Raw genomic sequence first — 20,752 nt, 5'->3', positions numbered from 1 at the left:
GGTTCAGTTATTCTGCTGCTGCTTCGTCTTCAAGGTCGCCTTCCTCGCGCTGAATCGTCTTGATTCGCGCGATGGTCCGGCGCAGTTCCTTGAATCGACCGGGGTCCTCGGGGGCACCACCGGCCGCCTTCACTGCCTTCGCGTTGAGGAGTTCCGTTTCGAGGTCCTCCAGCTCAGACTCCCGCTCTGCGGGCGTCATGTCGCGGATTTCCTCGGTGTGAAGAATCGCCATTATTCCTCACCCTCCTCGTCTCGCGGCTCGTCGCCGCTCGAACTTTCCGAGGCCTCGTCGGCCTCGCTGTCCATCTCGTCCATGAGGTCCTCGGCTTCCTGCTCGACTTCCTCTTCGAGCTCGTCGAGTTCCTCTTCGACCGACTGGTCGGACTCGGCCTCCTCGGCCGACTCTTCGCTTTCGGTCTCGTCCTCGATGACCTCTTCGACGACCTCCTCGTCGATTTCTTCCTCGCCGACGTCGGCAGGCTCCTCGCCCGCCTCCTCTTCGGCGCGGAGGTCTTCGAGTTCCTCGTCGGTCGGCTCTTCGAGGAGTTCTTCGACGCCAGCCTGCTCGTTGGCCTCGACGGCTTCCGGGACGATTTCCTCGGGGCTCGCGCCCTCCTCGATTTCGAAGTCGTCGGGAAGCTTGGCGTTCGGCGGGATGATCTTGACGTCCACGCCGATGGTGCCGAGCTTCAGGACGGCGACGCCCTGACCGTGGTCGACGATGTCCTCGGCGGGTTCGCCGTTGTGCTTGATGTAGCCGCGGTTGAACTTCTCGACGCGCGAACGCGCCCCGGTGACCTTCCCGGACAGGACGATTTCGGCGCCCAGCGCGCCAGCGTCCATGATGCGGTCGATGGTGGTGTGACCGGCCTTCCGGAAGTACCAACCGCGTTCGAGCGCGTTGGCGAGTCGGTCCGCGACGATGCGGGCGTTCAGGTCCGGCTCGTCCACTTCCTGCACGTCGATTTGCGGGTCTTCGAGGTCGAACCGCTCTTCGAGCTGCGTGGTGATCTTCCGGATGTTCTTCCCGCCCTTACCGATGACCATACCGGGCTTCTCGGCCTTGAGGACGATTTGGGTTCCCATCGGGGTCTTGGCGACTTCCATGCCACCGTAGCCCGCGCGGCCGAGTTCCTCGGCGAAGAATTCGTCGATCTGAGACCGCTGAAGCCCGTCGTGAATGAACTCTTGTTCGTCTGCCATTATTCTTCGACCTCCTCGAGTACGAGTTCGACGTCTACTTCCATCGTGTTCCACGCGCTGGCTCGTCCCATCGCGCGGGGCTTGCGGCCCTGCACCTCGCCGACTTTGTGGGCGGCGACGTGCATGATTTCCATCGACTCGCCGTCGAAGCCCTGCTCGTCGGCGTTGTTGACGACGTTCTCGATGAGGTCGAGGAACGCCTGACTGGCCTTCTCGGGGTAGCGACCGGCGTCCCAGCCGTCGATGTCGCTACGGTGGCCGACGCCGCTGTTGTGGGACTTGAACGGCACCGACTTCTCCTCGTCGATGACCGCCTGAAGGTACTCTTGGGCGTCCTCCGCGGTCATGCCCTTGATTTGGCGGGCGATGGCTTTGCTGTGCTTGTGGCTCATGTGCCGCTCCCGGAGCATCCCCTTGGCGGTTGTGTCCGGGTCGGTCTCGACGCTGTAACTGATTCCCATGGTTTACTTGAGTGGCACGAACTTCGAGGAGCGGGTCGCGCCGATACCGGCCTGTCCGTGTTCGACCGACTTGCGGGTCAGCTGGAACTCGCCGAGGTAGTGGCCGAGCATCTCGGGCTCGACGTACACGCGCTCGAAGCTCTGCCCGGTGTACACCTCGAACGTCTTGCCGACGAACTCCGGCAGAATCGGCATGTTCCGGAGGTGAGTCCGAATCGGGTCGTTAGCCGACCCCTCATCGGTCGCCTCGCGGGCCTCCTCCAGCAGCTTCTCCTGCTGGGCAGACAGACCGCGCTCGATGGTTCGCCGCTGGCGAGCGGGAAGCAGTTCCGCGACTTCGTCGACGCTCATGTCCTGCAACTCGTCGAGGTCGTAGCCGCGGTAGGTGAACTCACCTTCACGGCCGGTTCGGTATTCGCCTTCGCTCATGGGTTAGTTCCCTCCTCGTCCGGTTCGTCGGGACGAGATGTCCCCGACCTTCCGTCCCGGCGGTGCGTTCCGCGAGACGGACTTCGGTTTGCCGGGGTGCTGGCGGCCACCGCCACCGAACGGGTGATCGACGGCGTTCATCGCCACGCCGCGCACGTTCGGCCACTTGGTGCCGCGAGCCTTCATCTTGTGGTACTTGTTACCCGCTTTGACCATCGGCTTCTCGGTTCGGCCGCCGCCTGCGACCACGCCGATGGTCGCCCGACAGTCGGGCGAGAGGCGCTTGACCTCGCCGCTGGGCAGTTCCACGACGGCCGCGTCGCGGTCGTGCGTGACGAGGTTCGCGCTCACGCCGGAGGCGCGAGCGAACTTGCCGCCGTCGCCGGGCTGGCGCTCGACGTTACAGACCGGGACTCCTTCCGGAATCTCGGCCAGCGGCATGGTGTTGCCCTCCTTAATCTCGGCGCTGACGCCGATTTGGATGGTCTCGCCGACGCCGACACCCTCGGGAACGAGGATGAGTCGCTGGTCGCCGTCCTCGAACTCGACGGCGGCGACCGGCGCGCTTCGGGCCGGGTCGTGTTCGATGTCCACGACCGTCCCGGAGACGGTGTCGACATCTTCGGGCTTCTTGTGCGTGAGGTCCGCCTTGTATCGGTGCGACGGAGCGCGGAAAGTCGGTCCGCCACGCCCGCGTCGCTGTCCTTGAATTCGTCGTCCCATGTGTCAGAACACCCCGATTCGGGAGGCGACTTCCTGCGCGTCGTCGTCCTCCGAGAGTGTCACCGTGGCCTTCTTGTCACCGTTCATGGTGACCTGCGTGTTGATCTTCTCGATGGTGACCTCGTACTGATTCTCGATTTCCTCGCGGATTTCGGGCTTCTCTGCGTCGAGGTCCACGATGAACTGGAGCTTGTTGTCGAAGTCCATCTGGTTCATCGCTTTCTCGGTCACCCACGGGTACTCGATAACCGAACTCATCGCTCGGCCACCTCCTCGACTGCGCTCTCGGTCCAGACGGTGAGTCGGCCGGGATGCGCGCCGGGCGCGAGGTCCTCTGCGTTGACCTCACCAGCAGTCGCCACGTCGGCACCCGCGAGGTTGCGGGCGGCCTTCGACGGCTCGTCGCTGGTCACGAACAGGACCGACTTGGGCGTCTTGTACTTGCGCCCACGGGTCGTACCCTGTCCTGCGCGAATCGACTTGTTCTCCTCGGCGCGCTCGATGTCGGCGTCGATGCCGACCGCTTCGAGGAAGGAGACGACCTCCTTGGTCTTGACGAGGTCCTCGAAGTCGTCGGAGACGACCAGCGGCAGTTCGAGGTCGTCGTCGAACTGGTGGCCGCGCTCGGAGACGAGGTCGGCGTCGGTGGTCGCCGCGACGGCGCTCCGAATCGCCTTCTTGCGCTCCTTCGTGTTGATGTCGAGCGTTCGGTCTTTCTCCTCTTTCGGCGGGTGGGCCTTGCGACCCCCGACGGCCTGTGGCACTCGCGCGGCCTGACCGTTCGTTCGGGGGACGTGGGCCATCCCGCGACCGCTACCGGGCGACTCCGCCGAGGTTCGCATCCCGGCGTAGTCGTCCGCGCCGTAGTCCTGCTTGCGGTTTGCCTGCGCGGCGAGGACGGCGCGCTTGATGAGGTCCTTCCGGACGGTCTTGTCGAAGACGTCCGGCAGGTCCAGCGTGCCGTCTTCCTCGCCGTCGAGGTTGCGGATTGTTGCCTGCATAGTTTATCCCTGGTTGGATTCGGTGCTTACGTAGCGCACCTCGGGGTCGAGGCGCGGCTGGTCTTTCGGTCGAACGGCAGGGCGGAAGCGCAGGAGGCGCTTGTCCGGGCCGGGGACCGAGCCTTTGACCAGCGCGTACTGGCCGTCGACTTCGCCGTAGTTGACGAAACCACCGTCGACGTTGATGTCGTCGCCCTCACCGAGGTCGATAAGACGCTTGTTCAGCTCGGTGCGCTGGTGGTAGCCGGTCTGACCCTGCTGGGGCACGGTCGAACGCACGCGGGACGGATTCCACGGGCCGAGGTTACCGATTCGGCGCCGCCATCCCTGGCGTGCGTGTTTGCCCTTTCGCTTCTGCACGCCCCATCGCTTGACGGGGCCCTGCGTGCCTTTACCTTTCGTGACGCCGCTCACGTCCATGTACTCGCCCGCGCGGAACACTTCGTTCATGTCGTGTTCCCCGCCGTCCGCGAGTACGTCCAGCGCGAAGTCGACGCGGTCGTCGAGCGACCCGCCACCGACGCGAGTTTCCATCACGTCGGGCTTCTTCTTCGGAACGCTGGGGATGTTGTCCGGAACGGTGTGGGTGACGACGCGGAGGTCGGCGACGTCGCCGTCCTCGACTGCCGCACGAAGTTCGTCTTCGGCGGCGTCTGCGTCGTAGTCCTCCGGCACGTCGAGCGTGCGCGAGAGGTCGTCGTGGAAGTCGTCGCCCCACACTTCCGTCAGCGGCTTCTTGCCGTACGGCGTGTCTTCGTAGGCTCGCAGAGCGACCGCTCGCATGGGCGGCGTCTCCACGATGGTGACGGGCACGGTCTCCTCCATCCCCTCTCGCGGGGAGTCGGATTCGTCGTTGACCATCACCACGTGGGTCATGCCGACCTTGTAACCCGCGAAGCCCTGGAGGGACGGACTGCCGTCTCCTTCGGGCCACGAGTTGAAGCGCGGAACCTCACTGGTCGCGCGCTTGCGGGGGCCGAACCCTAGCGAACCTTTGCGTGGTCTGCTTGTTTCTGGCATCGTATCACTTCTCTTTGAGGTTCAGGCAGCCGAGTGCGGCGAACATCGCTTCTTCGGTTCGCACGACCTCGCTGCCTTGATTCGGAACCGCGTTTAGCCAGAGGTCGAACCGGCTGGGTGCGCCGTGTTCGACTCCGGACTCCGCGTCCGCCTCGTCCTCCCCGTCGCCGGGCCACGTATCGGCCAGCGAGTCCGTGGGGAGGTCGAGCATCTCCGGCAGGCCGCGACCCGGTGAACCGAACGCGACGGTCATACCGTCGCGCTCGGTCCGGCCGACCAGTTCGGTCAGCCGCCGGGTCGTCAACTCGACCCCGTGGCGGGACGTTCCGATTCGAACGCCCGCGTCGTCGCGGTCGAGAGCCGCCGGAAGGTCCATGCGCGTCACCGACAAGCCCGAAACGGGCTCGTCTACGAGTTTCGCACGGACCGGACTTCGCGAAGAGATCCTGACGGTTACGCGCTTCCCCTCGTCGACCTCCATTTCTGGCGGCACGACGAGCGAAATCGGGTGTTGCAGTCCGCAATTGACCCGAACGCGCCCTTCAGGTCCGACCTCGGTCACGATTCCCTGTCTTAACGACCCCGAACCCTCGGATTCGGAGCCGGTCAGTGACGGAGCGCGGAGCGGCGGTAGGACGCCCGCGAACTCCAGTTCGTCCCGCTTGCCGAATACCTCCTTTCGGAGGTAGGGCGGCGTCGCGGCGTACTCCAGTACGGTGCTTACGAACCCGCCACCCCATCGCCGTTCGCCGTCGGGGTCGGGAAAGACCACGAGGCGGTCGGCCCGGAACACCGTCGCCGCGCGGGCGACGTAGCCGATTTTGCGAGTCGCCTCGCGCTTGTCTTCGGCCTCCCGGACGAGGGATGACGGAACGAGTACGCTGACGGTCATACCATACCGCTTCGACGCCCCGTCACTAGACTGTAGCGAATCGTACCGGCTTAGGTCTTAAAAGGGTGCCGCTTTCCGCTGGGATTGCGATGGCCTCACAAAGCTCGTATCGGCGGAAATCGGAGCTTGAAACGTGCCATCCGTTCCCAGTCGCCGCCCGCGAGGAGGACCGACCCATTCCAAGTTCCTGAGAGTCGAGTCATATCCTCCTTTGCGCGTGCGAGGAGGCTGCCCCTCTCTCGGGCCGTCGTCCCCCGCCACGGACCGCCGCTCGCCGCCGAAACGAGATCGTCGTCCCGTCTCCGATTTTCCAGAAACCGCGGATTGAACCGTGCCACCGTATGGCGATTCCGTCTGCTTTCGGAAGCCTTATTTGTTCGCCGGGCATTGTTGGAAATGCAGACGAAGACCGAACACGTGCGCTGGTAGTGTAGTGGTATCACGTGACCTTGCCATGGTCGCAACCGGGGTTCAAATCCCCGCCAGCGCATTTCTACTGAAGCAAGCTGGCGAGCGACGTTCATATCGCTCGCCCTCGCGCGAAGTGAAATCGTTCTACGGGGATTTGAAGTAGACGAGTCGCACGCCCGCGCAACGAGGTGAGCAGGACCGTCTCGGCGTAGTTCAAATCCCCGACAGCGCACTTCTCTTAGACGCTAACTGTCGAGTGATGCTTCTATCGCTCGACTTTTGTCGCCGTAACTGCCCGCAGAGGCGTCCGCGTTCTCCTCGACGATTCGGTCGTGAGACGTAACTGCCATTGTATTCTGGAAACACGGAGCAATATATGTAGTACAAAGATAAACAATTATAATTTCCTAAGAAATCTATACCTATTCCTACTGCCTCCTCGACCAACCCTCCCATTCACCAGCCCCGCTCCGAGAACCCACGATTAAAGCCGAGGAGCGCGCACGAACCCTCGTGAACCACCGAGCAGACCCAGAGCGAGAGGTCCGAGAGTTTCACGAGTTCATCGAGGCGTGGCTGGCCGGACGCGCCGACCGCGACGAGTACGACCGCGCGGAGGCCGTCCTCCCCGACGACTTCGAAATCGTCTCGCCGTCGGGCGAGCGCCGCGACGGCGAGAAGATTCGCGCCGACTTGCGCGCGGGCCACGGCGCGGCGGGCGACTCCGACCCGGCGTTCGAGATTCGCGTCACCGACCTCCGGACGCGCGTCGAGCGCGAGGAGTGCCGTCTCGTGACTTACGACGAGTGGCAACGCCGCGACGGCGACTGGGAGGGTCGGACGAGTAGCGCGCTGTTCCGGCCCGCGGACGACGCGCCCAACGGCGTCGAGTGGGTTCACCTCCACGAGACGTGGCTTCCCGAGGACGCCGACGCGCCCGCCTAATCGAGACGGGATTTTCGAGCAGAAAAAGACGCTAAAAGAGAGCGAGATTACTCGCGCCGTCGCGCGAACAGGAGCGCCGCCAGCAGCGCCGCCAGCGTCGCGGGCAGTCCGAATCCGGGGATTCCGGACCCGGAAGTGCCGGAGTTGCCGCCCTGCTTGGTCTTGGAGTTCTCGTCGTCGCTCATCCCGCTCTCGCCGGACGCCTTCGAGACCGAGAGCGTCCCTGCGGTGGCGGACCCGACGGCCACCTCGTGGTCGCCCGCGCCGAACGTCCGGACGAACTCGACGGAGGCGGACTCGCCCGCGGAGAGCGTCACCTCCTCGGTGGCGACGACTTCGCCGTCCACGGTCAACTCGACCGTGTGGGTGCCCTCGCCGGACCCGACGTTCTCGACGGTCGCCGACACCGCGACCGAGTCGCCGGGCGCGACGTCGGTCTCGTTGAGCGTCGCGTCGCTGACCTCGAACGACGCCGAGTCGAGGCCGACCGCGAAGGTGCCGGTGGATTCGGCGGGCGCGTAGAACCGGTAGGACCCGCCCTTCTTCTGGCGGAACGTCGTCTCGACCGGCGACCACGTGTCCTCGGTGTAGTGGTAGAGCGCGACGTTCTCCGGCGACCCCGTCTTCGCGGCGTCCACGCCGAAGGTGACCCCGACGGTCTTCAGTTTGTTGTCCTTGATGTAGGTCGGCGTCACCGTCAGGTAGCCGAGCGTCTGGCCCATCTGCTCGAAGGACGGAACACCCGGTGCGGACTCGCTCGACTCCGCTTCCACGAAGAACCGCGGCTGAGCGTCGTTGGTGCTGGGTTCAACGGTCAGCCCTCTGAAGGTCGCTTCACCGCCGTCGAGGCCGCCCTCGAAGGTGACTTTGCCGGGATTGTTGGACCGTGCGCTCGTGATTTTCGCCTTGGCGTAGGTGCTGCTCTGCTCGACAACCTCATCCTGCACCGCTGGCGGGGGCGCGCCGCCGCCACCACCGCCGCCACCGCCGCCTCCGCCGCTACTCTCCGCTTCGGCGACGGTGAACTCGACGGTGTGCCACTTTCCGTTTCCGGCCTCGTCTTCGAGGTAGACCGAGAACTCGTGGTCGCCACTCGACAGTCCGGTTGCCTCGTAGCTGACGGTGCCGTCGTTGATGGTCGCGGCTTCGAGGACGTCGGCCCCGTCGAACGTCGCGCGGAGCGCGGACACGTTGACGCCGCTCCGTTCGTCATCGAACATGACGCTGAGAACCACCGACGAGGTGTCGCTGTCGAACTTCGCGCCGTCTCCCGGCATGGAGCCGACCACCGTCGGCGGTGCCGTGTCGCCTTCGACCGAGAACTGCGTCGTGAACGTCTCCTCGTTGCCTGCTTCGTCCACGACGACGGCCGTCGCGTTGTAGGTCTCGCCGTTGTCGAGCGAGGCGTTGTACCGGGCGTACTCGCTCGTAATCGTCGCGGCGTCCGTCGAGGTAACGTCTTCGCCCTCGAACCGGAGTTCGACCTCGCTCGCGTTGACGCCCGTGAGGTCGTCGGTGTAGTCGAACTCGACGGTCGCGTTCGACGTGCCGTAGTCCACGGTGTCGCCCGGCGTCACGCTGGTTTCGAGGGTCGGCGCGGTCTGGTCGTCGGCGACTGCGCCGTAGGTCGAGAAGTGCGTGACGTTGGTCGTCCAGTAGGTTCCGTTCGTGCCGTCCGACAGCGTGACGTTCCGGACGGTCGTGTTGTGAAGCTTCCAGTCGCCGGTCGATTCGTCGTAGTAGCTGATGTTGGCCTGTCCGGCCGAGACGCCCTCGGGGAGTCGGGACTGTTCGACCGGAATCCCGATCATCGCGTTGTCGAGGGCGTCGCTCAGTTCCGGACCCAACTGCCCGTTCAGGAAGTTGATTCCCTTGAGGTTCGGCGAGAGGGGCGCGAGCTTCGACCGGCTCGCCGTAATCGTGACGAACGAGTCGCTAACCTCCGTGTCCGTCTCGAACTGGATGAACAGCCCCGACCCCTCGACTTTCACCGTGACAGTCTTGTCCTTCGTGGTGACGGTCGTGATATTCGCCGACGAAGTTCCGGTTCCGGTATTTCCGGTCAGGTCGGACCCAGTCGCGGTCACGTTGTATCCGCCGTCTTCGCCGAGTTCGAAGGTACCGTTCCATTGCCGCGTGGCGTTCTTCTGGAGAGCGACGTCCGTCGTCGTGCCGTCCGGTAGTTCGACCGTCGCGGTCGGTTTCGAGGCCAGCGCCTCGTCAGACGTTATCGTGACCGACCCGTGGCTGGTGTTCTTCCGGTTCAGCGTCGCGCCGATGTCCGGCGCGCGGCGGTCCACGACGACCGTCGAATCGGCCCGCTGAATCTTCCAGTTGCCCGCCTTGTCGATACCGACCGCGTACAGCGTGTAGTTCCCGTCGTCAGGAATCGACGAGAGGTCCGCCGACGTGACCCACGTGCCGTCCTGCTGGGTCGTCGGGAGCCACGTACCGTAGCTCGTGAAGTTCGCCGAGAGGAAGAACGCGGCGCGGTCGAGTCCGATGGGCGAGTCGCTCGCGGTCGCCGTCGCGTGAAGCGGTCCGGTCGTCCGGACCACCGACTCGACGGTCGAGGGGTTCTTGGTCGCGCCGACCCCCGTCACGCTCACGGATGGCTTGGTGTTCTCGACGCGGAAGGCGTCGAAGACCGTGTTCTCGACCGCGTTTCCGTGTTCGTCGGCGAGCCGGAGCGCGAGGTTCATCCGCCCGGTGTAGTTCTCGACCCGGAGCGTGGCCTCGTAGGTGTTCAGTCCGACCTGCTCGACGCTGGCTTCCCTCCAGTCGCTCTCCTCCTCGAACGGCGTGGTCGTGACGTTACCGGGCGACATCCACACGTCGGCGGTCATGTCGGGGTCGTCCGTCCAGTAGGTGTGGAACCGGAAGGTGACCTCGTCGCGCGTGACCGTGTGGTTCGCGTTCAGCGACTCGACGCGCGCGCCGTCGAGGAGCGGCGGTCGGTTGTCGCCGCCGTCGGTGTAGGTGATGCTGTAGTCGGTCACCGACTTGGTCGAGAGCGGCGTGGCGTCGTTGTTCGAGACGACCTCGATGGTCGCGTCGTCTCCGTCGGTGAGCTTCGCCGTGTCGAACTCAAGGGAGCTTGTGTCCGTCGTAGACGTCTCAAAGGCGAGGTCTCCGTTTCGATACACCCGAATCTCGTCGGCGGTGGTGTCGCGGTAGTTCCACAGCTCCGGGCCGCTCGCGGATTGGGGTTTGACGATTGTGTTCAGCCACGCACCGTCCGAGGCATCGGTGAAGAATGCGTTGACGTGCGGGAAGAGCGGGTGACGATTGAAGTCGAACGAGATGCTCTCGCCAGCCTCGGGAACGGGACCGAGGCCGAAAGAGGAATTCAGGTACCACTCGTTGCCAGCACTCCGGTTTCCGTTCGCCTCTATCGAGTGGTAGAGCAGTCGTCCGTCGCCGTCGGCCGCGTAGTCCGACTCCTCGTTGTGTTCCGGCGAGAGGTAAATAGTCTGCTCGTGAGTGTCGCCGATGCTCCCTTCGACGATGTGGCCGTAAGCCGTGTCGAACCACGTCCCGCCCACGGTCGTCATCGAGACGTTGTACGTCGCGGAACGGTTACTGTGGTAGTAAGTGACGTTCTTTCTCGCCAACTGGCTCTCGTCCACGTCGGTCGTTTTCGGCCCGGTGACGCTGGCGTCGGTGGTCACCAAGTAGTACAGCGCCGGGGCGTCGAGCGAGGTGGCTTCGGCGCTACTCGGCGCGCCCGCGGTGAGGAGGCGGTGGACGCTGACGTTCAGGTCGGCGTCCTTCGAGAACCGAACCGCGGTCGTCTCTGACGGGCCTGAACTGCGAGTCAGCGTGTAGCCGCCACCAGACGCAGTCTGTTTTCGAGCGATCACGTCGGCCATTCGAGTTCGGACCGTCTCCTCGATTTCCGTCGTGTCGAGGTCGTATTCGACCGTGTTGCTCTCGTCCAGCGTGACAGTTTCGCCGCCGGTGAGGGTAACATCGCGGGAGAGGAGTATCGGCTGTCCGGTGTTCTCGTTCACGCCGTCGGACACGATGTTGTACTCGCCCGGACTGACGATGGTGTACGTGGCGGTGGTATCCGAGACGTTCTTCAGTCCGGCCGTTCCCGTCATGCTGAACGGCCCGGTGTTATCTGCGAACAGCCAGATGTCGTCGCCGTCGGTCGAGGTGCCGCTTATCGGCGTCTTCTCGACCGTGACTTGGCTCGCGCGAACGAACCCGAAGATGGCGTGGTACTCGCCGCCGAACGTGACGCGACCCGAGTAGACGCCAGCCGCGACGTCCGTGTCGACGCTGAGTTTCACGTCGGCGCTCTCGTCCGGCGCGAGCGTGAGACTCGACTTGTTCAGTGTCACCTTCGCGGAGGTGTCTCCAGCGATGTTCTGGACACTTACCGTCGCGTCGAGCGTCGTCTTCGCCTCACCGAAGTTCGTGACGGTGATGACTTTCGAGTCGTTTTTGTCGCTCTCGTAGGTCCCGAAGTCGACCGTTCCGGGGCCGACCACGACGTCTGTCCCAATCGCGTCCGCGGCGTTCAGTCGCCCTGCGCCTTGCGTGTAGACGTCCTGCGAACCGAGCGGGTCGGCCGTGCTGACCAGCGCGCTCTTGACGCGCGAGGGCGTCCAGTCTTTGTGTTCTTGGAGCATCAGCGCCGCGGTCCCGCTCACCACGGGGGCCGCCATGCTGGTCCCGCTGTAGCTGACGTAACTGCCGCTCTCGTACCCGGCTTCTGCCGACGCGGTACTCATCACTCCCACACCGGGCGCGACGAGGTCGGGTTTCAGGTACATCCCGACGGGCGTCGGGCCGCGCGAGGAGAACCCGGCGATGTTCCCGTCCTTGTCACTCGCGCCGACCGTGATGGCGCTCTTGTGGATGCCGGGCGACCCGATAGTCTCGTACCCCGGCCCCTCGTTTCCGGCAGAGATGACGACCGTCACGCCGTTCGCTCGGGCGTGTTCGACTGCGTCGAGGAAAGCGTCGTTCGAGCGCTCGGCCTCGGCGGGACCGCCGAGGCTCATGCTGATGATGTCGGCGTTCTGGTTCACGGAGTAGTTCATCCCCGAGACGATGGCCGATGTCGGGCAGCCGTTCAAATCACACACTTTGGCGTCGATGAGACTCGCCTCCGGTGCGATACCCGTGTACTTGCCGCCGCTGGCGGTCCCGTCACCGGCGATGATACCGGCGACGTGCGTGCCGTGCCCCCACCGGTCGTCGGCGACCGCCGACGTGCCGTCGTACACGAATTCCTTTTCCGCGACGACCGACCCTTCGAGGTCGGGGTGGCTCTGGTCGATTCCCGTGTCGACGACGGCGACTCTAATCCCTTCGCCGGAGACGCCGTACTCGCTTCGGGCCTGCCCGGCCGAGACGCGGTCGTTCGTCTCGTCGAGAGTGACGTTGTACTTCACGTCGAGTATGACCTTGCCCACGTCGTCGCTCGACGCGAGTTGGGCGTAGGCTGTGGACGCACTCGACTTCGGCACCTCACCGGCCGCCGCGCCGATGCTCGCCAACGTCCGGGTTCGGCGAACCGCGGGAGCGCCGCTCAGGACGTCGACCGCTCCGTCCGCGCTCGCGGCGAAGTACTCGTCGTCGTTCCGCTGGTCGCGCTCCGCCTCGCTCACGATGACCGGAATCGAGTCGGTCTTCTCGTCGGTGAGGTTCTGTTCGACGAGGAAGTCGATGTCGAAGAGGCTTCGGTCGAACGTGCCGAAATCGACCGATTCGGGGTAGATGTACGTCTCGTTGTCGGTCGAAATCCGCTGCATCGGCACGTCGGCGTCGACGTGGTAGCGGGTCTGGTTGTCGACTTCGGCGACGGTCACGGTCTGGCCCGTGACGAGCGTCACCTGCGTCGTCGTCGCGTTCTCCGGAATCGCCCCGTTTCGGACACTTCCGTTCGCGGGGAAACGTTGGTCCGTCGCTGACGACGTGTCCGCAGACGTTACGTCCGCGTTCGAGAACGTCGCCGGATGTTCACTCGATTGCGACTGCTGTGCGACTGCTGTCGTCTCGGTCGCTACTGCCGGAACACCGGCCGTAGTTGTCGAGACGGCGATAACGGGCGTGACGGCACCACCGATGAGTAAAATCGAAAGGGCGAGCGCCATCACCGCTTCCCGTTTAGTTAGATTATCTAATACTTCTCTCGGACTGGCTTTCATATCGCTACTGAGCGAGAGGTATCACCACCGATATTTATATCCTGTCTTCAATTATCAAATCCAATAATACAACCGAGTTGTTTCTCGCGCCGTCGAAGCAATGTGTCCATCATCAACGCCTTAGAGCGCTCGGCCCGTCTGTCCGACCATGACGGTAATCGCACTACTCAGCGTCGCGCCCGTGACCGAGGAGAGCATGGCCGAGGAGGTCGCCAAGGCAGTCGCCGCGCTCGACGAGTTCGACGTGTCCTACGAGACGAACCCGATGGGGACCGTCATCGAGGCCGACTCGGTGGACGAGTTGTTCGCCGCCGCGCAGGCCGCCCACGAGGCGGTGGACGGCGACCGCGTGAGTACCGTCTTAAAAATAGATGATAAGCGCACGCGCGAGCAACGCGCGCAAGAGAAGGTCGACGCGGTCGAGGAGGCGCTGGGTCGGGAAGCAAAGCGGGAGCGGTAACTCGAAAGACGACAAGACACGTACTACTTCGCAGTAACGCTCGAACGTGAAGTCCGCCAGACGACAGTTCCTGCGAATCGCGGTCGGGTCCGCCGCGGTCCTCCTCGGCGGATGCACCGGCGAAGACCGGACCAAATCACCGAATACTACCGACGGTGCGAACTCGACACCGGCCTCGACTCCGACCCCCTTCCGCAGAAACAGCACGAACTACCGGACGGTCCGAAATCACCGCCGGAACCGCCGGAGACGTGGACCGAGGAGACTGCCCAGCGATACGCGGCTACCTACGAGGAGCGCCGGATGTACAACTCGATGTACGGGACGACCGTAGACGAGATTACCGTCGAGTGTAGCGTTCAGGAAGTCGAATCTGTTCGGGGCGGATACCGCGTCGTGGTACTCCGTCAGGGAGCGGCCTACTACGGCGACGACGGACGGCACGGCGATTACGTCGGCGCGCCGATTACGTATCTCGTCGGGAACGGAGCGGCGATTCGGACCGCGCGCCACGACGCGCGCTACTGACTGATAAATGGTTTAGGCGGTGACGTCCAATCGACGCCCATGGACAGTCTCAATCGGAACGCGTTGGAGTTGGCCGACGAGGCGCTCGACTTCGCCGAGGAGTTGGACATCGGAGCGCGCGAACTCGAGAACGGGGCGACCGTCCTCGACTTCGGGCACGAGTTCGACGGCGGCGTCGAGGCCGGACTCCTGCTGGTGGAGATGCAGACCGCGGGCCTCGCCACGGTTCAGTCCCGGATGGACGAAGTCGCGGGCGCACCGCTCCAGCACGTCGAGTTGACCAGCGACCACCCCGCGCTGGCGCTCCTCTGCTCGCAGAAGGCCGGGTGGGAGGTCGCCACCGAAGACTTCGAGGGCCTCGGGAGCGGTCCGGCACGCGCGCTGGTCGCCGAGGAAGAGGAGTTCGCTCGCGTGGGCTACGAGGACGTCTCGGAGTTCGCGGTGCTGGCGGTCGAGAGCGACGACTACCCGACCGCGAGCGTCGCAGACCACGTCGCGGACCTGACCGGCGTCGAACCGAGCAGCGTCTTCCTGCCCTCCGTCCCGACCGCGAGCCTCGCGGGGAGCGTGAGCATCGCCTCGCGCGCCGCCGAGATGGCCGTCTTCCGCCTCTCGGAACTGGGCTACGACCCGCTGGACGTCGTGAGCGTCACCGGCTCTGCGCCGGTCGCGCCCGTGGCGGGCGACGAGGAGGCCGCCATCGCCCGGACCAACGACGCGCTTGCCTACGGCGGGCAGGTCCACATCACGGTGCGCGAGGAGTTCGACCGCTTCGACGAGATCGTCTCGACCGCGAACGACGAGTACGGCACCCACTTCGCCGAAATCTTCGAGTCGGTCGATTGGGACTTCTACGAGGTCGAGGAGAGCGTCTTCGCGCCCGCACAGGCCACCGTCAACGTCGTCGGCGGGGACACCTACGTCGTCGGCGAGCGCGACGAGGAGCTACTGGCCGAGAGCTTCGGCATCTGAGCCGCCGGATTACGACCGAGGTGACATACGATGCAATTCAAGCTGGTTCCCGAACCCCCGGAATCGCTGGCGTTCGTCGAGGAGGCCCAGCGCGCGGTCCCGCTGGTCCCCGGAAGCGAGGACGACTGCTGTGCCCGGATGCTGGACCGGACCGACCTCCAGAGTCGGGACCAAGCCCGGACGTGGCTGACCTTCCTGCGGGCGCTGGGGCTTGCCGAGGAGAAATCGTCGGGATCCGCCCGGATTCGCCGTGACCCCGAACCGGCGTACCTGCGCGAGCAATTTCGGGAGAACGTCTTCGGGGTTCCCGCGCTGTTGGAGATTCTGGCGGAGGCCGAGGAGGCGTTGTCCGCCGAGGAGGTCTTCGAGGAGTTCAAAGGAGCGGTCCCGACGTGGGAGCATCACAAGAATCCGAACTCGTGGCAGGAGATTTGGGGTGAGCGCGTGGAGTATCTGCTGGACTGGGCGGTGCTGTTGGGATTGGCCGAGGAAGTTGACGGGGGGTATGCGGCCCCGTAGTTACTTATTCGACGCCGAGATATCCGGCGGCCTCCTGTGCTACCTTTTCTGTCGTCGCCTCGACTAATCGACCTTCTTCACCGTGAACATCGGCGTGCCGAATTGGAACGACGGTCCACGGATTGACGTAGCTTTCGCGTGGTAGTCCACCGCTCTTGAAATCGGCGTCGGCGAGTGGGATAGCGACTGCGCGTCGGGTCGTCGTGACCGCCGTGTAGAGTGCTTCCTCATCGCTAAATGGGTGGGCATCGTCGCTAAGGCAGACGTAGGGGCGATAGTTATGGTCGGCGAGCAGGTCCGGGCCTTTCACGACTGTTCCGCGGTCGTACACCATCGGTTACTCCTCACCATAGTAGTCGTCGTTCGTGGACGCCGAACTGGCCTGCGTTTGGGCCGCGTATCCCGCGAGGCGGTCGTCCTCGGCGATGGCCCAGTATCGCCCGCGATGGCGAACGAGACCGCGGTCTTCGAGGCGCGATAGCGTGGCACCGACACTTCCGCGGTTGATGCCAGTCGCCTCGTGGATTTCGGTCTGGGTGAACGCTTGGTGTTCGTTCTCGGCGAGAAACTGGATGATACGGTAGGGATTGGTTCCCTTTTGGAGGTCAAGGACTCCCGATGGCTCCTCGTTGAACTGGTCGATACTGATAGGCATGTGTGATAGAACGTAATAGAGTGTAATAAGTCCGATGGTGAGTTCTTTTCCGGCAGATGAGATGCCGATGGAAACACCACAAGAAACCGAACTCGTTGGAGGGCATCTGGCGCGAGTGCTTGGAATTCTTATCGGGGTGAGACTGTTAGTTGAGGAAATAGACAGGGAGAACGTGACCTAACGTCAATGCTGAAACTCCTATCCCACGTCGGTCCCAATCTGAGGAATCTCTGAATTTTCCAGTCAACCAAACCTTCAATATCTGTTGACTACTATCATTAAAACATGGTAAATACCCAGATTATTTTGTCGACTCTAATACTGCTGTTTTCCATACCTGCGGCATTCTTTAGTTTTCTAATTTGGCGGTCAAACAGAACTCAAGGTATTTATGAGCAACAAGAGATACTGAAAAATTCGCTCGAAGGCAGAGAATATACGATTCAAATGCCTGAGGAGGCGGACGTGATATCTCATACAATCCATGTCGATAGAATTGGGTGTTCAGAAAATGACGACCGTATTCGTTATAAGTTGGAGAAATCTATTTTCGGAAGCGAGGGGAACACGTCTATCAACTTAAAATTTGAACAGGTTCTTCGCAACCACGATGGTATTCCAAAGTCATCAGGTGTTCCGGACATGATGGAGGAACTACGTTCACACCCTTGGTATAATGATGCTAATCTCCTTGTTCATCCTCCGAATAGAGGTCGCCTTATCGTAGACATCCATTCAAGCAAACCGAAAGTAGTAGAAAACGAACTATCGCGGTTGATAGAAACTATTGAAATGGTATTGGTCTCAAAACGCTCTGGTAAGAGAATCATGGTCAAGAACCCCGAAAGATGACCACTGGTCACGTCACCGAATCTTCCGCACGTTACTGATGTCGAATCCGCCGTCGTGAATCTCCGTCTCGAATCGGATGATGTCCTCCTCCTCCAGTCGAGACAGCACCCCACGGAACTCCCGGACGAACATCACCCTGTCGCGCTCGTTCCCGCCGGTCTCCCACTCGAAGGCGATGGTGCCGTCGGCCGCGCCCATCAGACTGCCCATCTCCTCGTCGGTCAGCGCCTCCTGATTCACGAGGACGAGAATCATCCCGCCCCACGCGCGAGAGGCCTTCTGAAGCCCTTTCACCAGCAAGGTGATGTCGCTCCAGTCTAGGTGTTCGTTCGGCGCGCGGGCGAGGTCGGTCAGCGAGTCGAGGAGGACCAGATTCCCCGGCGCGTTCTGGTTGAGGTACCCGCCCAGCGCCTCCAGTACCCCTCGACGGTCGCTTCCTCGCCCGAGGTCGGTGATGGTCTGGGTCTTGCGGGTGTACCACTCGCGGGGGATGGCCGAGAGCTGGAAGTACTCTTGGCTGAAGTCGGCGAACTCCACGGCCCGGACGCCCGCGCGGACTAACTCCTCGCTCATCGTGAACTCGATTTCCTGCCGGAGTTCGTTCCCGCTGGCGGTGAACGAGACGTAGTGAATCTCCTCGGGGACCGCGGCGCGCTCGGCCACGTCGCCGTAGTGGAGGTCGAACTGGTCGTCGTCGGTGTGGGCCAACCCGTTGATGGTCGCCGCGGTGTAGCAGAACTCGCGGGCACCGGCCCCGGCCTCGCCCGCCAGCAGGACCACGCTTCCGGGCGGGGCACCGCCGCCGATGATGTCGTCCAGTCGGGAGACGCCGAAGGGTACTCGGTCCATTGATTCGTTTCGGGTGGTCTCGGCGGTGGTGCTTGGGTCTTTCGTCTGTGCGGGGGAACCGGCGGACTTTCGACTCCTCGGTCGGATGCACGTCGTGACGCGAGATGGACGTTTCCTCCGAAAGACAACAAATTAATTTCTTGAGACAGAAACAAATTGCTTAAGAACAGGCATTTATTTCTCTGCTCTGAATCCTGAGCAAAGCTAGTCCGCAGACCGTGACCCTCGCTCGAGCAAACGAAGACTGCAACCGCACGGCACCACCCTGCACCACCACGCCCCCACGGCACCACCACGACCGCACCGCCACCGCACCGCGCCCCCGTACCTCCCCACTGTGGCCGCGCTCGGCCGCGACCGCACCGAATGCGGCCGAGCGCGGCTCCGGTGCGTCCTGTAGTGAGTACCAATTCACGACACTCGCAGATGGCCGGACCTGCGCAGGCGAAGGTTGAAATACGAGAGCGGGACGAATCAACTTCGGACGTTTCGCGCGGTTACGGGTAGGGAGGTGGCGAGTCAGTCACCAGTGTCGTCTCGGCGGTTTCACCGCCTCGGTGGCGGCAGAGCCGCTCTGACCTCGTAACCGCCAGTCCGACTAACCTGAAAAGGCAGAGCCAAAATCAATCCTCGATTCGCGCACCTCGATTCCGAGGACCGGCGAGAAGCACCTCGCCGCCGACGCCAGCCGTCGAGAGCGCCTCGCGGGCCGCTTCGCGGGCCGCGTCGGCGCGGCGCTCGGTGGTGACGCCGTAGACCGCCGGCCCCCACGAGGACTGGCCAGCACCGGCTATCGCGGGCGACTTGGCGAGTTCGGCGACGAGTTCGCCGACTGGCGGGCGGTAGACCCCGCCCTGCTCGTCGGCGTACCACGCGCCATTGAGGCGGCCGACCTCGGCGACCGCCGCGCCGAACCGCTCCGCGTCGCCCTCCGCGATTGCCGGGAGGACGCGCCGAGTCACGACCGCGGCGATTTCGTCGGCCAGCGCGGGGTCCGCGCGCTCGACGACCGAGCGCATGCTTTCGTCCTCCGCCTCGCCGTTCCGGCCCGGGTCCGAGTCGGGGAGGACGACCACGAACCGCCAGTTGTCGGGAATCCCGTGGCGGGCCGCGACCGCCGGGACCGACCACTCGCCGCGGGCGGGCCGGTCGGCGGTGAACCGCTCGGTCGGGTGGCCCGAGTCCACGACGAACCCGCCCGACTCGAACGTGGCGACGCCGACGCCGCTTCGACCGCCCCGGCCCAGTTTCGGGGCGCGCTCGCGGACCGTCGGGTCGCAGTCGTGGGCCTGCGCCACCGCGGCGAGGACGGTGAGTGCCAACTGAGTCCCGCTCCCGAGGCCGACGTGGCGCGGCAGGGTCTCCTCGACGGTCACCTCCGCGCCCGCCACGCCGAGGAGTTCGACCGCTCGCCGGGCGTACTCGCGGGCCGCGTCGTGGTTGCATCGGACCTCGTCGGCGGGGTCGGCAGTCACGACTACGCGCGGGGCGTCGAGACCGACCCCGAGCGACCCGTAGAGTCGCTCGTGAGCCAGCGAGAGGTTCTGAAAGCCGAAGTGGAGGCGCGCTCCGGCGGCGACGCGAGCCATACCCTCGACTTGGGAGGGACTGGTGTTCGTGGTTCCGATAGTGGCAAAACGTGGTCAGGTCGGCCGCGTTCAGACAAGTTCGCCGAGGACGTGGTCGGCGACGCGGTCGATTCCGTTCTCGTGGTCGGGGGCTTTGGGCGGATGCTGAACTGCCCGGGCGACGTGGGTGACCGAGTGTTCGACCTGAAAGCCCTCGACGCCGCGGCGTTCGAGGACCCGCGTGACCCCGTGTTGCTCGTCGGTGAAGGGGTAGACCACGCAGGGCGTCCCGGCGACGGCGGCCTCCATCACGGTCGAGTACCCTGAGCAGACAACCACGTCGGCCGACCGAATCCACGGCAGGAGCGCCGGAACCGGCTCCCAGCGGTCGTCGCCGACCAGCGTCACCTGATGGCCCTCGGTCCGGAGCGTCTCGGCCAGCACATCGAAGTTCGTGGAGTAGACGCTCGGGACGACCAGCACCTCGATGTCCTCCTCCGGCGGCGGGCACCCTTCGGGGTCGAGCGCGATGGGCGGCACGTGGGTCACGCCCGGCGGGTCGCCCTCGTCGGGCGGCCAGACCGCCGGGTAGAGGAACGACTCGGCCGCCCCCAACTGGTAGCGATTGAGGAGCCACGTGAACACCTGCTCGACGGCGGCGTCGTAGTAGGAGGCGGCGTTGTGCGTGACGATGTACAGCGGCGTCCCGGTCAGCGGCGCGGCCATCGCGGCGAACATGTCGTCGGTGACGAGCGCCGCGGGGTCCTCCCGGCGGAGCCACCGCACGAAGTCGAACACGCGCTTGCCGCTGTAGGGCAGACTCCGGGTCAGCACGCGGCCGAGCGACCCCTGCTGGTAGTCGCCGATGTAATCGACCGGCGCGGCCCGGAACACCTCGTAGCCGTTGTGTTCGATGAATCGCGAGCCGGGGCCGCCGCCCGCGAGGACGACCTCCGTGCCCGCCTCCTCGAAGGCTTGGGCGACGGCGAGCATCCGGGTCGCGTGGCCAGCGCCTTCGGGGTAGTGGGCGACGGCGACCGTCTGGTCCATGCCGTCCCTTCGACGGCCGCCCGGAAAGTATGTTCCCATTCTAGGATTTC

General features: G+C 64.2%; 21 protein-coding genes and 1 tRNA gene. 7 read left to right on the top strand and 15 right to left on the bottom strand.

The annotated features are described in order from the left end of the window. Positions 1-7 precede the first annotated feature (7 nt). From rpmC to EPL01_RS05405, 9 genes are read right to left on the bottom strand one after another with little or no spacing between them, the layout of a single operon-like run. Positions 8-232 (bottom strand): 50S ribosomal protein L29, encoded by a 225-nt coding sequence (gene rpmC / locus EPL01_RS05445; RefSeq protein ID WP_135824244.1) that lies wholly within the window; start codon positions 230-232, stop codon positions 8-10. Continuing rightward, complete coding sequence (locus EPL01_RS05440; protein ID WP_135824243.1) at positions 232-1,203, bottom strand: 30S ribosomal protein S3; 972 nt, start codon at positions 1,201-1,203, stop codon at positions 232-234. Before EPL01_RS05440 ends, rpmC begins: the two co-directional genes overlap by 1 nt. Then, entirely contained in the window at positions 1,203-1,664 is a 462-nt protein-coding gene (locus EPL01_RS05435) for a 50S ribosomal protein L22 (protein ID WP_135824242.1), read from the bottom strand. Before EPL01_RS05435 ends, EPL01_RS05440 begins: the two co-directional genes overlap by 1 nt. 3 nt (positions 1,665-1,667) lie before the next feature. Beyond that, positions 1,668-2,093, bottom strand: coding sequence for a 30S ribosomal protein S19 (locus tag EPL01_RS05430; protein ID WP_135824241.1), 426 nt, complete (start codon positions 2,091-2,093; stop codon positions 1,668-1,670). A 3-nt stretch (positions 2,094-2,096) separates the two neighbouring features. Beyond that, a complete protein-coding gene (locus tag EPL01_RS05425; protein ID WP_135824240.1) occupies positions 2,097-2,816 on the bottom strand; it encodes a 50S ribosomal protein L2 in 720 nt (239 codons plus the stop codon). 3 nt (positions 2,817-2,819) lie between these two features. After that, the gene (locus EPL01_RS05420) at positions 2,820-3,074 is read right to left on the bottom strand and encodes a 50S ribosomal protein L23 (RefSeq protein ID WP_135824239.1); all 255 of its coding nucleotides are present in this window, start codon (positions 3,072-3,074) and stop codon (positions 2,820-2,822) included. Then, on the bottom strand, positions 3,071-3,817 hold the full coding sequence (gene rpl4p, locus EPL01_RS05415; protein ID WP_135824238.1) for a 50S ribosomal protein L4: 747 nt from the start codon (positions 3,815-3,817) through the stop codon (positions 3,071-3,073). Before rpl4p ends, EPL01_RS05420 begins: the two co-directional genes overlap by 4 nt. Positions 3,818-3,820: 3 nt before the next feature. Next, positions 3,821-4,837, bottom strand: a complete 1,017-nt coding sequence (locus EPL01_RS05410; RefSeq protein ID WP_135824237.1) for a 50S ribosomal protein L3 — start codon at positions 4,835-4,837, stop codon at positions 3,821-3,823. Between the two features lie 4 nt (positions 4,838-4,841). Further along, positions 4,842-5,729, bottom strand: coding sequence for a putative RNA uridine N3 methyltransferase (locus EPL01_RS05405; RefSeq protein ID WP_135824236.1), 888 nt, complete (start codon positions 5,727-5,729; stop codon positions 4,842-4,844). Between the two features lie 419 nt (positions 5,730-6,148). Between EPL01_RS05405 and EPL01_RS05400 the strand changes: the two genes are divergently transcribed. Beyond that, positions 6,149-6,219 (top strand) — tRNA-Gly (locus tag EPL01_RS05400). Between the two features lie 434 nt (positions 6,220-6,653). Continuing rightward, a complete protein-coding gene (locus EPL01_RS05395) occupies positions 6,654-7,085 on the top strand; it encodes a hypothetical protein (protein WP_135824235.1) in 432 nt (143 codons plus the stop codon). A gap of 47 nt (positions 7,086-7,132) precedes the next feature. On the opposite strand, the gene EPL01_RS05390 is transcribed toward EPL01_RS05395, so the two are convergent. Continuing rightward, positions 7,133-13,195, bottom strand: coding sequence for a S8 family serine peptidase (locus tag EPL01_RS05390; protein WP_168215818.1), 6,063 nt, complete (start codon positions 13,193-13,195; stop codon positions 7,133-7,135). A gap of 202 nt (positions 13,196-13,397) precedes the next feature. Here EPL01_RS05390 and EPL01_RS05385 point away from each other — a divergent pair, with 202 nt between their 5' ends. The 4 genes from EPL01_RS05385 to EPL01_RS05370 all read left to right on the top strand — a co-directional run bounded on the left by EPL01_RS05385 (position 13,398) and on the right by EPL01_RS05370 (position 15,728). Next, on the top strand, positions 13,398-13,709 hold the full coding sequence (locus tag EPL01_RS05385) for an MTH1187 family thiamine-binding protein (protein ID WP_135824233.1): 312 nt from the start codon (positions 13,398-13,400) through the stop codon (positions 13,707-13,709). A 111-nt stretch (positions 13,710-13,820) separates the two neighbouring features. Then, positions 13,821-14,237 (top strand): hypothetical protein, encoded by a 417-nt coding sequence (locus EPL01_RS05380; protein ID WP_135824232.1) that lies wholly within the window; start codon positions 13,821-13,823, stop codon positions 14,235-14,237. A 39-nt stretch (positions 14,238-14,276) separates the two neighbouring features. Next, positions 14,277-15,209: a methenyltetrahydromethanopterin cyclohydrolase gene (gene mch, locus EPL01_RS05375; RefSeq protein WP_135824231.1), complete on the top strand. Its 933-nt coding sequence runs from the start codon at positions 14,277-14,279 to the stop codon at positions 15,207-15,209. Positions 15,210-15,239: 30 nt separating this feature from the next. Further along, positions 15,240-15,728: a double winged helix-containing putative transcriptional regulator gene (locus EPL01_RS05370; protein ID WP_135824230.1), complete on the top strand. Its 489-nt coding sequence runs from the start codon at positions 15,240-15,242 to the stop codon at positions 15,726-15,728. Positions 15,729-15,732: 4 nt separating this feature from the next. Here the strand turns inward: EPL01_RS05370 and EPL01_RS05365 are convergent, their stop codons facing one another. Both EPL01_RS05365 and EPL01_RS05360 read right to left on the bottom strand, forming a co-directional pair. Beyond that, positions 15,733-16,062, bottom strand: a complete 330-nt coding sequence (locus tag EPL01_RS05365) for a hypothetical protein (protein ID WP_135824229.1) — start codon at positions 16,060-16,062, stop codon at positions 15,733-15,735. A gap of 3 nt (positions 16,063-16,065) precedes the next feature. Further along, positions 16,066-16,383: a helix-turn-helix transcriptional regulator gene (locus EPL01_RS05360; protein ID WP_135824228.1), complete on the bottom strand. Its 318-nt coding sequence runs from the start codon at positions 16,381-16,383 to the stop codon at positions 16,066-16,068. Between the two features lie 285 nt (positions 16,384-16,668). Here EPL01_RS05360 and EPL01_RS05355 point away from each other — a divergent pair, with 285 nt between their 5' ends. Then, positions 16,669-17,235 (top strand): hypothetical protein, encoded by a 567-nt coding sequence (locus EPL01_RS05355; RefSeq protein WP_135824227.1) that lies wholly within the window; start codon positions 16,669-16,671, stop codon positions 17,233-17,235. Positions 17,236-17,247: 12 nt separating this feature from the next. Here EPL01_RS05355 and EPL01_RS05350 read toward each other — a convergent pair whose 3' ends face one another. The 3 genes from EPL01_RS05350 to EPL01_RS05340 form a co-directional block, all read right to left on the bottom strand. Then, positions 17,248-18,084 (bottom strand): RAD55 family ATPase, encoded by an 837-nt coding sequence (locus EPL01_RS05350; RefSeq protein ID WP_135824226.1) that lies wholly within the window; start codon positions 18,082-18,084, stop codon positions 17,248-17,250. A 623-nt stretch (positions 18,085-18,707) separates the two neighbouring features. Next, the gene (locus tag EPL01_RS05345; protein WP_135824225.1) at positions 18,708-19,673 is read right to left on the bottom strand and encodes a beta-ribofuranosylaminobenzene 5'-phosphate synthase family protein; all 966 of its coding nucleotides are present in this window, start codon (positions 19,671-19,673) and stop codon (positions 18,708-18,710) included. A 69-nt stretch (positions 19,674-19,742) separates the two neighbouring features. Next, positions 19,743-20,702, bottom strand: a complete 960-nt coding sequence (locus tag EPL01_RS05340; RefSeq protein WP_135824224.1) for a glycosyltransferase — start codon at positions 20,700-20,702, stop codon at positions 19,743-19,745. Positions 20,703-20,752 lie beyond the last annotated feature (50 nt).

It is taken from the genome of Halorussus ruber, assembly GCF_004765785.1.
GTDB lineage: Archaea > Halobacteriota > Halobacteria > Halobacteriales > Haladaptataceae > Halorussus > Halorussus ruber.
Note: the sequence above shows the minus strand (reverse complement) of the source record. Positions and strands in the feature narration are given on the sequence as shown.

Coding starts and splice junctions, on each gene's coding strand:
- EPL01_RS05390 (WP_168215818.1), bottom strand. CDS start 13,195: ATGGCGCTCGCCCTTTCGATTTTACTCATCGGTGGTGCCGTCACGCCC.
- EPL01_RS05350 (WP_135824226.1), bottom strand. CDS start 18,084: ATGGACCGAGTACCCTTCGGCGTCTCCCGACTGGACGACATCATCGGC.
- EPL01_RS05345 (WP_135824225.1), bottom strand. CDS start 19,673: ATGGCTCGCGTCGCCGCCGGAGCGCGCCTCCACTTCGGCTTTCAGAAC.
- EPL01_RS05405 (WP_135824236.1), bottom strand. CDS start 5,729: ATGACCGTCAGCGTACTCGTTCCGTCATCCCTCGTCCGGGAGGCCGAA.
- EPL01_RS05385 (WP_135824233.1), top strand. CDS start 13,398: ATGACGGTAATCGCACTACTCAGCGTCGCGCCCGTGACCGAGGAGAGC.
- EPL01_RS05355 (WP_135824227.1), top strand. CDS start 16,669: ATGGTAAATACCCAGATTATTTTGTCGACTCTAATACTGCTGTTTTCC.
- EPL01_RS05365 (WP_135824229.1), bottom strand. CDS start 16,062: ATGGTGTACGACCGCGGAACAGTCGTGAAAGGCCCGGACCTGCTCGCC.
- rpmC (WP_135824244.1), bottom strand. CDS start 232: ATGGCGATTCTTCACACCGAGGAAATCCGCGACATGACGCCCGCAGAG.
- EPL01_RS05420 (WP_135824239.1), bottom strand. CDS start 3,074: ATGAGTTCGGTTATCGAGTACCCGTGGGTGACCGAGAAAGCGATGAAC.
- EPL01_RS05440 (WP_135824243.1), bottom strand. CDS start 1,203: ATGGCAGACGAACAAGAGTTCATTCACGACGGGCTTCAGCGGTCTCAG.
- EPL01_RS05340 (WP_135824224.1), bottom strand. CDS start 20,702: ATGGACCAGACGGTCGCCGTCGCCCACTACCCCGAAGGCGCTGGCCAC.
- EPL01_RS05410 (WP_135824237.1), bottom strand. CDS start 4,837: ATGCCAGAAACAAGCAGACCACGCAAAGGTTCGCTAGGGTTCGGCCCC.
- rpl4p (WP_135824238.1), bottom strand. CDS start 3,817: ATGCAGGCAACAATCCGCAACCTCGACGGCGAGGAAGACGGCACGCTG.
- EPL01_RS05435 (WP_135824242.1), bottom strand. CDS start 1,664: ATGGGAATCAGTTACAGCGTCGAGACCGACCCGGACACAACCGCCAAG.
- EPL01_RS05425 (WP_135824240.1), bottom strand. CDS start 2,816: ATGGGACGACGAATTCAAGGACAGCGACGCGGGCGTGGCGGACCGACT.
- EPL01_RS05360 (WP_135824228.1), bottom strand. CDS start 16,383: ATGCCTATCAGTATCGACCAGTTCAACGAGGAGCCATCGGGAGTCCTT.
- mch (WP_135824231.1), top strand. CDS start 14,277: ATGGACAGTCTCAATCGGAACGCGTTGGAGTTGGCCGACGAGGCGCTC.
- EPL01_RS05430 (WP_135824241.1), bottom strand. CDS start 2,093: ATGAGCGAAGGCGAATACCGAACCGGCCGTGAAGGTGAGTTCACCTAC.
- EPL01_RS05380 (WP_135824232.1), top strand. CDS start 13,821: ATGCACCGGCGAAGACCGGACCAAATCACCGAATACTACCGACGGTGC.
- EPL01_RS05370 (WP_135824230.1), top strand. CDS start 15,240: ATGCAATTCAAGCTGGTTCCCGAACCCCCGGAATCGCTGGCGTTCGTC.